This window comes from Psychrobacter sp. 1Y11 (genome assembly GCF_052259045.1).
Classification (GTDB): domain Bacteria; phylum Pseudomonadota; class Gammaproteobacteria; order Pseudomonadales; family Moraxellaceae; genus Psychrobacter.
In genome coordinates this window covers 272,572-286,972 of the sequence record NZ_JBQQER010000002.1, presented here as the reverse complement: position 1 = coordinate 286,972, position 14,401 = coordinate 272,572, and the positions used below count along the sequence as shown (strand labels likewise).

10 protein-coding genes are annotated in these 14,401 nt (G+C 45.7%); 4 read left to right on the top strand and 6 right to left on the bottom strand.

Annotated elements, in window-relative coordinates; translation table 11 throughout:
- The first annotated feature begins 212 nt into the window (after positions 1-212).
- Positions 213-629 carry a hypothetical protein gene (locus ACTXGJ_RS02790; protein WP_439240029.1) on the top strand — a complete coding sequence of 139 codons (417 nt, stop codon included), beginning with the start codon at positions 213-215 and terminating at the stop codon, positions 627-629.
- Between the two features lie 169 nt (positions 630-798).
- The gene (locus ACTXGJ_RS02785) at positions 799-1,353 is read left to right on the top strand and encodes a hypothetical protein (RefSeq protein WP_443565042.1); all 555 of its coding nucleotides are present in this window, start codon (positions 799-801) and stop codon (positions 1,351-1,353) included.
- A gap of 425 nt (positions 1,354-1,778) precedes the next feature.
- On the opposite strand, the gene ligA is transcribed toward ACTXGJ_RS02785, so the two are convergent.
- From ligA to ACTXGJ_RS02765, 4 genes are all read right to left on the bottom strand, one after another.
- Entirely contained in the window at positions 1,779-3,842 is a 2,064-nt protein-coding gene (gene ligA / locus ACTXGJ_RS02780) for an NAD-dependent DNA ligase LigA (RefSeq protein WP_443565041.1), read from the bottom strand.
- A gap of 145 nt (positions 3,843-3,987) precedes the next feature.
- Positions 3,988-5,001: a cell division protein ZipA gene (locus tag ACTXGJ_RS02775; RefSeq protein ID WP_443565040.1), complete on the bottom strand. Its 1,014-nt coding sequence runs from the start codon at positions 4,999-5,001 to the stop codon at positions 3,988-3,990.
- Positions 5,002-5,263: 262 nt separating this feature from the next.
- Positions 5,264-9,163 (bottom strand): AAA family ATPase, encoded by a 3,900-nt coding sequence (locus tag ACTXGJ_RS02770; RefSeq protein WP_443565039.1) that lies wholly within the window; start codon positions 9,161-9,163, stop codon positions 5,264-5,266.
- A gap of 188 nt (positions 9,164-9,351) precedes the next feature.
- Complete coding sequence (locus ACTXGJ_RS02765) at positions 9,352-10,155, bottom strand: sulfite exporter TauE/SafE family protein (protein ID WP_443565038.1); 804 nt, start codon at positions 10,153-10,155, stop codon at positions 9,352-9,354.
- A 223-nt stretch (positions 10,156-10,378) separates the two neighbouring features.
- Here ACTXGJ_RS02765 and ACTXGJ_RS02760 point away from each other — a divergent pair, with 223 nt between their 5' ends.
- Positions 10,379-11,335, top strand: coding sequence for a biotin--[acetyl-CoA-carboxylase] ligase (locus ACTXGJ_RS02760; RefSeq protein ID WP_443565037.1), 957 nt, complete (start codon positions 10,379-10,381; stop codon positions 11,333-11,335).
- A 34-nt stretch (positions 11,336-11,369) separates the two neighbouring features.
- On the top strand, positions 11,370-12,107 hold the full coding sequence (locus ACTXGJ_RS02755; RefSeq protein WP_443565036.1) for a pantothenate kinase: 738 nt from the start codon (positions 11,370-11,372) through the stop codon (positions 12,105-12,107).
- Positions 12,108-12,193: 86 nt separating this feature from the next.
- On the opposite strand, the gene ACTXGJ_RS02750 is transcribed toward ACTXGJ_RS02755, so the two are convergent.
- Positions 12,194-13,381, bottom strand: a complete 1,188-nt coding sequence (locus ACTXGJ_RS02750; RefSeq protein WP_443565035.1) for an isovaleryl-CoA dehydrogenase — start codon at positions 13,379-13,381, stop codon at positions 12,194-12,196.
- A gap of 97 nt (positions 13,382-13,478) precedes the next feature.
- The gene (locus ACTXGJ_RS02745; RefSeq protein WP_443565034.1) at positions 13,479-14,399 is read right to left on the bottom strand and encodes a hydroxymethylglutaryl-CoA lyase; all 921 of its coding nucleotides are present in this window, start codon (positions 14,397-14,399) and stop codon (positions 13,479-13,481) included.
- Between the last annotated feature and the right edge of the window lie 2 nt (positions 14,400-14,401).

Genomic DNA, 14,401 nt, shown 5'->3' with positions numbered 1-14,401 from the left:
AAGCTCGATTAAAAAAGCGGTTGTTGACTTAAGTCAGCAGCCGCTTTATTTAGTTAAAATTCATAATTACATTAGTCAATATTTAAGCAATGAAGTTATAAGGTAGTGAACAATTTCTAACATTCAAAAGCAGGCGCTTTCGTTACCATAAACTCCATGCACTGAGAGTGCTATAACCTTTAATAATAAAGTATTATATTTTGGAGAACCTTATGAATACTATGATGAAACTCACCGCTACCCTACCTGCTGTTGCTCTACTGGCAGCCTGCTCTACCACTACCCCTATGGTACCAACCACGCCAGCTACCCCTTCAGAGGGAATGAGTGATATGGCCTACGATCGCATGGCGCCTGCTCCTTATACTTGTACTGATGATAGCCAAATTTTGGCAAAGCAGTCTATTAACAAGAAGCAAGCGACTATTAGCGCAACTGTCCCTAAACTGAACTGGACACAGCAAGAAGTAATCTTGGTCGGCGGCGTCAATGGCGACACGGCAAGCTATATTAACGACTCCAACCCAGAAGTTATCTACGCTTGGCACATGAAAGGCGATGAAGGCGTACTAGCCATGAAATGGGCTAACGGCAAAGAATACCAAGTCAACTGTAAGATAGGTCGTTAATACTAAGCCTATAAATTATAATCAGTAAAGACATAAGCAGTCATCATGTGATGGCTGTTTTTTTATGGCGTATGCAGTGGTTAATACTAGCAAAAACTGTCAAAATAATATCAATAATAATTGACTATAACCTGTGCTTAAACAAGCCGTTCGTAAAAAAGGAAGAGTGATGAAAACTCGTCTATCAGCTATCGCGCTAGTTACTGTGTTTAGCGCGCTTAGTGTTATTGGATTATCCAGTTGTGATAATAATACTGTTAATACTGAGCAAACTGCCTCGACAGAAACTGATACTACTATAAGTGATGACTCAGCTATTGTTACCGATGTTGACTGGTCAGAAGTGGCTAGCGGTGAGCAGGCCGCAGATCGTAGCAACTACGATTACCCCTTCGCGATCGATGGTCAAAACGTAAAGGATTATGCGGAGTATTTCAAAGTGGATAAGGCGACGGCACAGCATAATCTCACCGTCGGTATGGCGAGTAATGAGGCACTATCCAAAGTGCTCGATCAACTTAGTAATAGCTATACCTCGCATGAGTTAACCGATGGCGAAACGGTTGAGCTTATTGTACATACTACACCTGAAGTACAGGCTAGCAATTATGAGTATGTATTTAGCGATGATTTTGCTAAGGGTTTAGTGTTGCCGATTGAGATACGGCCTGATGGTAAGAAAAGTGAGGCTGCGCTTAATCCGCATGAGGAGTTGGTGGAGTAGTTCTTTGAGTGAGATTATTAGTATGTAAGAAAAGTCGTAACTTGTAAGGTGTGCTCTGCGCACCAACGCATAAATTCAAACCGATAAATTAAAAGCACTTATCTACGCAAATATTTCAAAGCTCAGCTACTTATAAAAAAATACTACCAATTCCGAAATCACTTTCTTAAATGATGCACGGGGCGCAACCCATGCGACCACCTTAATCATTTCAAATATATGCAAATGCAAGGTGTTTGGTCTTGCGCGAGGGACGAGCGCCGAGCTAAACCACTGAAGAAAGCTAATCCATAACTCGCATATTTCTATCTCTTAAAGAACCTAATGCTGAGGCTAGTCCTTTTATCCTTTCTCTTTTGCAATATATCTATAGTTCGGTGGGTTGCGCTATCGCCCACCCTACAACTCGCTTTCATATTAAAGATTTACGACTCTTCTAACATTGCCAAAAACTCATCCTCGCCCACGACCTTAACTTCTAACTTCTCCGCTTTGGTAAGCTTCGAACCTGCTTTTTCTCCCGCTAATAGTGCGGTAGTTTTGGCGGAGACACTACCCACGACCTTAGCGCCTAAGGCTTGCAATTTGGCTTTGGCTTCGTCACGTGCCATGCTCGCAAGCGCTCCGGTAATCACCCACGTTTGACCGTCTAAAGGTAAATCGCTAGAGGCCACTTGCTCAACGTTATCCCAATGCACGCCAGCCGCGCGGAGCTTGTCGATGACTTCGATATTGTGCGCAGCGCGGAAGAACTCGTAGGTCAGCTCAGCGGTAATGGTGCCAACATCAGGGGTGGCGATAAGCGCGTCCATATCAGCGTTCATTAAACTGTCAAGATCACCAAATTGCTGGGCGAAGTTTTGTGCGGTGCCTTCACCAACCCCGCGAATACCAAGCGCGTAGATAAATCTCGCTAAGGTCGTTTTTTTACTGACCTCAATAGCTTCAATAATGTTTTGTACTGACTTTTCACCCAGCTTCTCATAGGTGATCATCTCATCCGTATGCTTATGCAGTTGATAAATATCGGCGACGGTTCTGACGAGTCCATGCTCAAAGAAGCTAATCAGCCAGCGCTCGCCAAGACCGTCGATATCCATCGCACGGCGTGAGACAAAATGAATCAACGCCTCCGTCTGCTGCGCCGGACAAAATAGCCCGCCAGTACAACGCGCTAAGGCTTCGTCCTCTGGTAGCACCACAGGGGAGTTGCAAACCGGACAAGTAGAGGGTAGCTCGACGGGCTTAGCCTCTTCTGGGCGCTGATCCTCCCAAACGCGGGTGACTTTCGGGATGACATCGCCGGCGCGATGCACGCTGACCATATCGCCAGCTCTGACATCTAAGCGCTGAATCTCGCCAAAGTTATGCAAAGTGACATTACTAACCGTGACGCCGCCAACTTTGACTGGCTCTAGTTTGCCGACAGGGGTGATTTGTCCGGTACGCCCAACTTGCCATTCGATAGTATGCAAACGGGTCATGACGGTTTCAGCGGGAAATTTATAAGCCGTCGCCCAGCGCGGTTCGCGAGAAAGGAAGCCCAATTGTTGCTGCAAGGCCAAGCTGTTGACTTTAATCACGATGCCGTCGATTTCAAATGGCAGTTTCTCACGTTTTTCAATGACTGACTCATAATACTCTTGTGCTTCGCGTGGATTGGCAACCACTCGCACCGCGCTAACAGTGAAGCCTATGTCACCAAGCCAAGCTAGTGCGCCCGATTGGGTGTCTATAGTCTCAGGCAATCCTTGATTGACCGAATAACCATAAAAAGCTAAGGGACGGCTAGCGGCAATAGCGGGATCGAGCTGACGTAAACTTCCAGCAGCGGCATTACGCGGATTAGCAAAGGTTTTTTCTTCATGCTCAATGGCTAAACGATTAAGGCGCTCAAAGCCTGCCTTGGGCATCAGTACTTCACCGCGTACTTCTAGCAATCCGATATCTTCAGCACCAGCAAGCCACAATGGCAGATTACGGATGGTTTTTACATTTTGAGTAATGTCTTCACCCGTTTGCCCATCGCCGCGCGTGATCGCTTGTACATACTGGCCATACTCGTATTTTAGCGACACTGCAAGGCCGTCAAGCTTCATCTCCATTTCATACTCAGGGTTTTGCTGTGCCACGCTGAGTCGATCATTGACACGGCGCATAAAGTCGCTGAGATCATCGTAATCAAAGATATTGCCAAGTGACAGCATAGGGATATCATGGGTGACTTGGGTAAAGGCAGACAGCGGTACATCACCGACTTGATTGATCGGGCTATCAGACTGAATAAGGTCTGGATACGCTTCTTCTAACTCGAGTAGTGACAGGCGCAGCTGATCGTACTCGCTATCCTCAATCATAGGATTATCGAGGACATAATAGGCATTATTATGGGTTTTTAGCGCTGCAATCAAGCTGCGCATTTTTGTGATGACATTGCTATCATCGGTCGAATCATTTTTATGGTTATTAGTGTTGCCAGAGTCAGTCATAGTCGGTATCTATAGTAGTTATTTAGCGATTGATAATAGCAACTATGATAACAATTTAGGGGGCGCTTTACAGCAAAGACTGGCATAAAAAAACGCCACTTTTATTAGATAAAAATGGCGCTAAATAAGGTATTATTTTGCTACGTTAGCCTTCATAATCACGAACTTGGTTACGTAGCTGCTGCTTATAATCCGGCGTAATCGGTTCGTTATTTTCGTCTAGCATTATCGCATCGAGGTCGCTTGCCATCATATAAGCAATACTCATCATACTATCAAAGCTACGCACCGCTTGTGGATGTGGCAGCGATAAAAACAACACCACGCCGCTATAGACATTGGTCGCCACGCTATGCGGATCAAAAGGCGCGATACCATTATCAGTGATACCCATCATGCTGAACCAAAGCATACCGGTGCCGTCTTTTTGCTCATAACGATGGAACATATTCATCGCGCCAAAACGCAAGCCGTACTTATCCACTAACGTCAATAAGTCACCGCCGCGAATGATCGCATTCGGCCGCTCTCGGCTTTGCTGCGGCAAGATAGTAATATTGATATTATCTTTGGCATTGATCAGTGGCCCGTTCTGCGCCTCATCAATGGGCGTCAATAAATGCTGGTCGAGTACAGGGCTGTTGTCCGTGAAGCTTGGCTCCTCAGCGGTATCAATCACTGGCATCAAGCTATCAGTCGCTGACATGAGGCTTGAAAAAGCATCCGGCTCGCTCTGAGTGTCGGAGTAGTTCTCTTGTGCTAAATACGTAAACTCTTCGTTATCTGCGCGCTGCTGTTCTGCTTGCCAGCGGGCATATTCTGGATTGGCTTCATGATTAACTTCTGCATCACCGCGATTTTGGGTCAACTGCGCATCGACTTGAGTATGGTTTTGGGTCAAAGGCTCCTCTTCGACCACAGCACTGAGATAGTCTCTATCAGGGGCGATACTCGTCTCACCGGCGATAGCATCATCAAAGTCTGGCTCATCAACGACATTACGCTCATGACGCGGAATGATAGGAATACCGTTTTTGTCATAATTCACCGCTACCGCATCGGTATTTTGCCGGCGCTTCAAACTACGAATGACCATAAACAGTCCTGCTAGCACAATCAAAGCGGCAATGGCGATCAATACAAACTGGATAGCGGTCATAAGAGAATACATCCTAGTAATAATAAAGGTAACAATATAGGTAATGATAAAAGTAATCAGAAAATATACAGCAGTTTAAACGCTATCAGTCTAGCACGGCTACCTAAAAGCGTCATCACATTGTAACGGTTTGACACTTGTTAATAATCATTTTAGCGAGCTGCTGATTAGGTACCAACGAGCAAAAACGCGCCATAGATATAACTGCCCTGATTTTACCCTAAATTATAAACTTTGTTTATCAATACTTAACTTGATATATTTAACTTTCGATATATTTTTCGGCTTCGTCAAGCGAGACGCTTACTAAAGTAGAGATGCCAGCGCTAGGCATGGTAATACCTTTAAGCTCATCGGCAATCTGCATCGACAGTTTATTGTGGCTAATAAAGATAAACTGCAAGTCATCAGCTAGCTCCGTAATGAGGCTAGTAAAACGACCAACATTAGCGTCATCAAGTGGCGCATCGACTTCATCGAGTACACAAAACGGCGCCGGATGCTGCTTAAATATCGCAAAAATCAGACTCAGCGCGGTCAAAGTTTTCTCGCCGCCAGAGAGTACGGCTAGACGACTATTACGCTTGCCTTTTGGTTGCGCCATTAAGGTTAACCCTGCGCGCCAATGCTCAGATTTATCCATGGTGATATCAGCATTAGTAGCAGAATTGGTGTCAGCAGCCATATCCTCCAAATCTAGCGTTAGGCTGGCTTGCCCGCCGCCGAATACTTTAGCGAATAATTTAGATAACTCTACGTTGACCGACTCTAAGGTTTGCATAAATAGCGCCTTAGTCGTCTCATCAATCGAAGCAATAGCCGCAGTCAAAGTCTGCATACTAGCAGCGATATCCTCAGTCTGCTGCGCTAGCGGCTCTAAGCGTTCATTGACTTCATCCAGTTCTGCGACTGCCGCCAGATTGACCGCGCCTATTTTACTAATTTTTTGCTCAAGATCAGCTTGCTCAGCTTGTAGCTCGGCTATTTTCTCGGGACGGACGCGGCGCTCATGAATAATAAAATCAGTTAGTAAGTTTGAAACGCTTATCATCGGCGACAATGATTCAGAGCTTTTAGGGTCTTTGTCATTACGGTTAGCTAGAATTTGCTGATAACGATCGAGCGCATGTTGTACGTTTTCACTAGCATCGTTAAGTTTGGACTCACTAAGCGCCAGCTCTGTCGCTTGCTTGGCATTGGTATCTTGCTGAGCTTGCAAGTTTGTCTGCAGAGTATCTAAAATAGATTGCTGCTCATTATAGTCATCTTTGAGTGCGGTCAGCGTGACTTCACGCGCTGCTAATAAATCTTGCTGATCATCGCGCTTGGCTTTTATAGCCTGTAATGTGGCCTGCAGTGTTAGCAGTTGTTGTTGGTGGCTATCAAGACTGGCGATCAGTGCCAGCCGGTTTTGCCAAGACTCATCAAGAAATTTAGTCGCTCGCTCAAGACTATTAACACTATGCTCAAGACGCATCTCGTCTTTTTGCTGGCGTAATTGTAAGGTTTGCCAAGCGGATTCAACATTTTGACGATTGCGCTGCAGCTCGTTACGCTCTCCTTGTAACTGCTGACGCCGGTCCTGTGCTGCTTGAATCTTGGGCCTGAATATTTGTAAGTCTGTTTCGATTTGCTCGCGCTCATCATCGAGTCCTTTTTGTTCTGCCACTAGCTCTTGTTGCTCACTCTCCAAAGCCAATCTTTCACTCTGCAAACGCTGCGCGTCAGCTTGTTTTTGTTTAAGGGCGGCTTTTTCAGTCGCCAATTGCTGCTGATAGTCATAAACCGCGCGCGTAAGCTGCTCGCTTTGTGCGCGGCTCTCATCCAAGCTTATTCTTAGCGTATCATACTGACTTTGGCTTCGTTTCATCTGCTTATGCAAGCTATCAACATGCTCATCGCTCTTATCAAGCAACTCTTCCAACTGCATCAAACGCTGCTGTTGCTGCAAGCGCTGTGTCAAAAAATGACTATTCTGCGTAGCGTTTTTTTGCTTGGTTAGTTGACTAAAATTGATCGTGCCTTTTTCACTGATTAACCAACCCTCTGCAGTTAACACCCATGCCGATGGTGGTAAGACTTTTAATATTTCGGTCAATTCTGCAGTAATGTCGCTACTAGTCTTATTATCTGCAATATATAAATAGCACTGCTGCCATATCGCTAAATTTGGCTTAGTAATCAATGAGGATAAAGGTAAAACTTTGCCTTCTAAATCAGCAGGTAGCTCGCTGATAAAACTTTTATTTGCACTATCGTTTTTTGTAGCAGGCAACCATAAACTGTGGCTACTGGTAGCCGCTTCATTTTGCTTAGAATGGTTAATTTGATTATGCTGAAAACTAAGCAAATTAGGTACATATTTATAAAGAGCTGTCTCTGAATTTAAACCAATTTGATTTTGCACCAAGACTTGACTGTCTAACCATAAGGCTAATACGTTATCGAGAATTTGGGCGTGCTGCTGACCGAGTTCACTCAGCTCGATTTGCTCGCGCAAAGTAGCAGTCGACAGCAGACTCTCATTTTCAATAGCGACGTTATTTGCCAAACCCTTATCCGTCTTATCCGTTGGCGCGGTCGGCTTCTCGTTAGCTTCGGCATACACTATTTTATGCAGCGTATCGTATTCCCCTGCCAATAGCGCGTGGCTCTTTTCTTTTGCCGTCACCTGGCGTAGCTGCTCGGTCAAACGCTGCTGCAGCGTATGAGCTTGCGGTTGCAAATCAGCTAGCCTTTCAGCGACGCTATCTTGCTGACGGACGCGCTGCTGCAACTGAGCTTCTAGCTCATCGATAACGCTGCTGACGCTTTTGGCTTGCGCATCTATGCTCAAAGAGCCATCATTATTGAGGCTTTGAGTTTGCGACTGATCCCACAGCGTTTGCCAACTCTGCTGGCGACTAGCGAGCTTATCTTGACCCAGATGATGGCGTTTTTGCGCTTGATTATTAATCGCTTGTTGCTGCTCGAGGGTGCGCGCATTATCTTGCAGACGCGCTAACTGCGTTTGTGACTCAGACCATGCACGTTGTAGCAGTTGCTCATCCGCTTGATAAGTTTGGCGCTTTTTTGATAGCTCAGCAAGCTCTGGCTGTAAACAATCAAGCGCTAGCTGCTGTTCAGCCTGCTCGGTCTTTAGCCTATCCAGCTCGTCAGTCGCCTGCTGACGTTGCCGCTCTAAATCAGCTAACTGCTGTTTAATGGCGGTTACTTTAGCAGTGATATCATTAAGCTCATACTCAGTTTGTTGACAGCTAAGCTGCTGCTGATAATGCGCGCTTTGTGCCTCGTCTTTGAGCCATTGTTCTTGGTTAATCTGCGTACTTAATTTATCTTGCTTACTTTTTAGCTGTTCATAGCGAGTTTGTAGTTCTGTCGCTTCAGTAGCGCTCTGCTCATAAACACTCTTATGCTGCAGCTGGGCTTGTTTGGCTTGATATAACTGCTGAATCGCCAGTTGTTGCTTGGTATCCGCTAAAGTTTCATTAAGCTCATTATAGCGCTGAGCACTAGTCGCTTGACGCGCTAAGCTTTTTTGTTGACGGACCAGCTCGCTTTGCATATCGTGCAGACGTGCTAGATTATCCTCTGTCCTTGAAAGCTTCTTTTGCGTCTCTATCCGGCGGGCTTGATAACGCGATACGCCTGCCGCTTCTTCAATGAACTCACGCAGTTGCATGGGACTTGAGTCAACAATACGACCAATCATACCTTGTTCAATCACTGCATAACTGCGCGCGCCAAGCCCCGTACCTAAGAACACATCGACGACATCACGGCGACGCGCCCGTGTCCCATTGATAAAATAATCAGAGCGCCCATCCAAATTGACTTGCCGGCGTACTGACAGTTCATGATAGAGGTTGAATTCATGGCGAATACCGGTTTGCTCATCTTGGGTATGCTCAAAAGTCAGCTCGACACTAGCGACGCTTTTGGCGGATTTATCTTGCGTACCGGCAAAGATCACATCACTCATCGCCCCGCCGCGCAATTGCTTGGCAGAGGTTTCACCTAATACCCAACGGATCGCGTCAATGACATTCGATTTGCCACAGCCATTAGGCCCGACGATAGCAGTGATGCCTCGGGGAAAGGTAAAAGTAGTGACATTGGCAAAAGATTTAAAGCCTGCCAGCTTAAGGGATTTTAGACGCATGAGATATCGATAAACTTGCTAAAAACAGGCGGCTATTCTACCTGAAATTGGGGTGGATTTTTGGGGTTTTTCAAGGGCTTGTGAAGGGCTTATGTTTGCATGACATCAGCTTTTTCGTGAGATTGCTCAGTAGAGTTTTCTGAATATAAATGTCCTTACTACGCAAAGAATATTCAAAGAAGAGGTAGTCACAACACCCCAATGCCGCTTAAAAACAACTGCCCGCCTGCAAAGATTAGTAACACCCCAAAAGCCCGTTTTAGCATCAGCGCCGGTAATTGATGCGCCAGCTTTGCGCCAATTTTGGCGGTGATAAAACTGGCGACCGATATGCATAAAAATCCGATGATATGTACAAAACCTATCGTACCTGCGGGGAGATTAGCCACATCTTGACCAAACCATGCAAAGCCGAGCGCCCCCGCCACGGCAATCGGCAGACCACAAGCAGCGGAAGTGCCGACCGCTTGCTTCATCGGTAGCCCTGCCCAATTAAGAAATGGCACGGTCAAACTACCGCCGCCAATACCGAAGATAGACGACGCGATACCGATACCCGTGCCCGCACCAACTTGTATACCTTTGGACGGTAGCGGTTTGCCTAACTGTTCTTTATTGGAGAAAAACAGCATCTTTAGCGCGACTAATAATGCGCCAACACCGATGATCGCTTGCAAAACCCTACCATCAATCATATCAGCGATGCCAGCACCAACCACGCTACCAACCACTAAGCCGATAGCCATACCGCGCCAAATCTCCCAACGCACCCCGCCGCGTTTATTATGGGCAGTTAGAGAGCTAATAGAGGTGATGATAATGGTCGCTAAGGAAGTACCAACCGCTAAGTGAGTCACGACTTCTGGGGAAAAATTATACGCGGTAAAAATCCAAACTAGCGCAGGCACGATTATCATGCCGCCGCCAATACCGAATAAACCGGCACAGACTCCGGCAAAGGCGCCGGCAATCACAAACCATACATATAGCATTATCGAAATCCTTTATTTTACGGTCTTACTATCCAGTTGTTTCATTGCGCTTTTATGATACTGCTATTTAGTAAGATATATTTTTAGCTCATAATTGAGCATTCAGCTAGTAGTTGCAGGCGCTTAGTATAACAAAATCTGTTATTGTGACTTTGCTTTATACTTAACTCTTAGATGTACAACCGCTAGCACTATTAGCTCATTGATTACAGCGACTACTGATATGTCTTTATTTACCCAAAACTCTAGCCTCTCCGCACTAAATCATCGTCATGTAACGACGAGTGTATCGACCAATAGCGAACTAATAGAAGCACTGCAAGCAGGTGAGCTTGATGTTAACAAAAAACAGTTACTTACTGCTGAGATCCAGAGCGCAGGCCGTGGGCAACATACCCGCTCTTGGCAATCGCCACCTGGTAATGTGTATCTCTCCCTTTATCATCCGATTGACGTGCCTATCAGCGGTCTGCTGTCGTTGATTATCGGTGTCAAACTCGCAAAAATGCCTGTGATTCAAGCCCTTAACTTACAATTGAAAGCGCAAGGAAAAATTCCTATTGGCGTGAAATGGGCCAATGATTTGGGCTTTTACCCGCTAGCAAAGCAAAATTTAAACTTTGGCTTCAATATAAATAATGTCATTGCTTTTAATAAATTAGCGGGAATACTGATTGAGCCGGTATGGATAGCAAGCAAGCTAAAAGGCATCGTTATAGGCGTGGGGTTAAATGTAGCGGCGGCTCCTAAGCTGACGGAACAAATGCTAGAAGGCATGAGTTATCAAGCTATTAGCTTACAAGATATTCATGAGTCGATAAAAAAAGATGAAAAAGATAATCCGCTAGAAACTATACCAAGCCTAGCTATTATTTATGAGCAAATCAGTCAGGCTTTGCTAGAAGCTATCGAATGCTTTAAAAATATAGCGGCTGAAAAGTCTAATTTACAGCCTAGCTCTACCCAGTATGTAACGGCTCAATTTAACCAGCAGTTTAAAGAGCAAGACGCACTCAAAGGCTTGAGGATAAAAGTTACTCAAAATCTCAATAATAAGGAGCACATTCTTGAAGGCCGGGCTTATGGCATCGATACAAACGGCTGTTTGCAATTACAGCAAGATAACGGTAATATTTCAGCAATTTTTACCGGTCGCATTGATGTGATAAATGAGACTTAACGAGCACTAGATAAAGGGCCAATAAGGAAAGTTTATGCTCTGGCTAGATCTGGGGAATACCCGACTGAAATACTGGCTGACTGACGATATTGGACAGATTGTCTCGCACAATGCACGGCAGCATTTGCAAGCGCCTGCTGAGCTACTCATGGGCCTGACTGATAGATTTGAGCGCTATGCGCCTGATTTTATCGGTATCTCATCGGTGCTTGGTGATGAGCTCAATAGCCGAGTAGCAGAGACGTTGAGTCGGCTGAATATTCCCTTTGAGTTTGTCAATGTCGACTCTTCTCATGCGCTCATGAGCAGCCGTTATGATGCCAAGCAATTGGGCTGTGACCGTTGGTTACAGATGCTAGGCGCAGTGGATAAGACGAAGCGCCAATGTGTAGTGGGCTGCGGTACGGCGGTCACGATAGATTTGATCGATCATGCCGAGCATTTGGGTGGTTATATTTTTCCTAGCATCTATTTGCAGCGCGAATCGCTATTTTCAGGCACTAAGCAGATTACTATTTCAAGCGGTGCTTTTGATAGCATCGCTCAAGGAATAACCACACAGGATGCGGTACATCACGGGATATTATTATCTATCGTTGGCGCTATCAATGAGATTACCCATCGGTATCCCAATTTTGAGCTAATAATGACTGGCGGTGACGCGACTATGATCGCCGAGCACGTCAATCGTCCGGTAAGACTACGTGATGACTTATTGTTAAATGGTTTGGCGAGATATTTCGATCATAGCAAAAAACAGTTGATGGTTTAAAAGCCAGTTAAATAGTCGTAGAAAATAAAAAAAGCAGTAGGTCTTAGACTTACTGCTTTTTTATTGTGCTAAAAAATTAATTATTTCTACTTGGTCTCATTAAATAACTCACGGCCAATCAGCATACGGCGAATCTCGCTCGTTCCTGCGCCAATCTCATACAGCTTAGCATCACGCCATAAGCGTCCGAGTGGATACTCATTGGTATAACCGTTACCGCCGAAGATTTGAATGCCATCGCCTGCCATAAGGGTCGCTTTTTCAGCGCACCACAAAATCACACTGGCGCAGTCTTTACGTACTTGCCGGCTATGACCTTCGCCTTTTGCATCGAGCATATCTAAGTTCTTGCCAACGGTATATAAAAAGCTACGCCCGGCTTGCAAAATCGTATACATATCGGCGACTTTACCTTGGATAAGCTGAAATTCACCGATCGCTTGACCGAACTGCTTACGGTCATGAATGTAAGGCACAACATTATCCATCACCGCTTGCATAATGCCGATAGGGCCAGCCGCTAATACCGCGCGCTCATAGTCAAGGCCGCTCATTAGCACCTTTACGCCATTATTTAAGCCGCCCAAGATGTTTTCTTTGGGTACTTCAACATTATTAAAGGTCATCTCGCCGGTATGACTGCCACGCATGCCGAGTTTATCGAGCTTTTGCGCGGTACCAAAACCTTCCATGCCTTTCTCAACGATAAAGGCGGTAATGCCTTGCGCGCCAAGCTCAGGATTAGTTTTCGCATAGACCACCATTACGTCCGCATCTGGGCCATTGGTAATCCACATTTTGCTACCATTTAGCACAAAGACATCGCCTTTTTGCTCGGCTTTGAGCTTCATGCTAGTGACGTCAGAACCCGCACCCGTTTCACTCATCGCTAACGCACCGATGAATTCACCGGTGATGAGTTTGGGTAAAAATTTCTGCTTTTGCGCCTCGTTACCGTTGCGTTTGATTTGATTGACACAGAGATTTGAGTGCGCCCCGTAGCTCAAACCGATAGAAGCTGACGCACGGCTGATCTCTTCCATCGCCACCATATGCGCGACATAGCCCATATCAGCGCCGCCGTATTCTTCAGGTACGGTAATGCCATGTAGACCTAAATCACCCATTTTTTGCCACAGGTCCATGGGGAACTCATCACTACTATCGATCTCACCAGCGCGAGGGATAATCTCTTTAGCAGCGAACTGTGCCACCACATCACGCAAAGCATCGATATCTTCGCCAAGCTGAAAATCTAAACCGGGTAAACTCATTATTTATCCTTAATCATTTAACGTTTTGAAATTTTGATAATTTTAGAAAACCTAGTCCTAGTACTTAGTCTAAAAACCTTGTTTTAAAATACTGTCTTTAAGAATGTCGCTTATTGATCAAAGCCCGCGCTACATTAGAGTCGTTACGACGTCCCAAAAATTCACTAATGCGCTCACCTGCGACGACTAGCTTATCTAAATCAATACCAGTCTTAATACCCATGCCATGCAGCATATAGACCACATCTTCGGTCGCGACATTGCCGGTAGCGCCTTTAGCATAAGGACAACCGCCAAGGCCTGCCACTGAGGTATCAAATTCGCTCACGCCCATCTCAAGCGCTGCTAAAGTATTGCTTAGCGCCTGTCCATAAGTATCATGGAAATGCCCTGAGATATGCTCTATATCGATATATTCGAGTGCTGCTTGCAAGGCCTTTTTTACCTTGATAGGCGTGCCTACCCCAATCGTATCAGCGATGCCGATCTGCTCTGCACCAATCTCAACGAGACGTTTGGTGACGTAAGCGACTTGGCTAGGGTCAATCTCACCTTCATAAGGGCAGCCGACCGTGCAGGAGATGACGCCGCGTACTTTGATGCCTTGCGCTTTTGCAGCGGCAGCTACTGGCGCAAATCGCTCGATGCTCTCATCGATACTACAATTGATATTTTTCTGACTAAAGGTTTCACTCGCTGAAGCAAAAATGACCACTTCATCAGGGTGATGAATGACAGCATTGTCAAAGCCGCGCATATTCGGCACGAGTACTGAATAGATGACATCATCTTGACGGCTAGGCGCAAGTGCCGTCATTAGCTCGCTGTTATCACCCATCTGCGGCACCCATTTAGGGGAGACAAAGCTAGTAGTCTCAATCTTCTTAACCCCTGAAGCGATTAAATCTTCAATCAGCGCTTTCTTGACCGCTGTCGGTACTGTCTTTGACTCATTTTGTAAGCCATCACGCGGACTGACATCGACGATGGTGACATGCTTTGGGTAAGCGTTATTCATAG

Excerpts from the sequence above, each read along its gene's own strand:
- ACTXGJ_RS02765 (WP_443565038.1), bottom strand. The coding sequence starts at position 10,155 with ATGCTATATGTATGGTTTGTGATTGCCGGCGCCTTTGCCGGAGTCTGT.
- ACTXGJ_RS02770 (WP_443565039.1), bottom strand. The coding sequence starts at position 9,163 with ATGCGTCTAAAATCCCTTAAGCTGGCAGGCTTTAAATCTTTTGCCAAT.
- ACTXGJ_RS02785 (WP_443565042.1), top strand. The coding sequence starts at position 799 with ATGAAAACTCGTCTATCAGCTATCGCGCTAGTTACTGTGTTTAGCGCG.
- ACTXGJ_RS02755 (WP_443565036.1), top strand. The coding sequence starts at position 11,370 with ATGCTCTGGCTAGATCTGGGGAATACCCGACTGAAATACTGGCTGACT.
- ACTXGJ_RS02760 (WP_443565037.1), top strand. The coding sequence starts at position 10,379 with ATGTCTTTATTTACCCAAAACTCTAGCCTCTCCGCACTAAATCATCGT.
- ACTXGJ_RS02790 (WP_439240029.1), top strand. The coding sequence starts at position 213 with ATGAATACTATGATGAAACTCACCGCTACCCTACCTGCTGTTGCTCTA.
- ligA (WP_443565041.1), bottom strand. The coding sequence starts at position 3,842 with ATGACTGACTCTGGCAACACTAATAACCATAAAAATGATTCGACCGAT.
- ACTXGJ_RS02775 (WP_443565040.1), bottom strand. The coding sequence starts at position 5,001 with ATGACCGCTATCCAGTTTGTATTGATCGCCATTGCCGCTTTGATTGTG.
- ACTXGJ_RS02750 (WP_443565035.1), bottom strand. The coding sequence starts at position 13,381 with ATGAGTTTACCCGGTTTAGATTTTCAGCTTGGCGAAGATATCGATGCT.
- ACTXGJ_RS02745 (WP_443565034.1), bottom strand. The coding sequence starts at position 14,399 with ATGAATAACGCTTACCCAAAGCATGTCACCATCGTCGATGTCAGTCCG.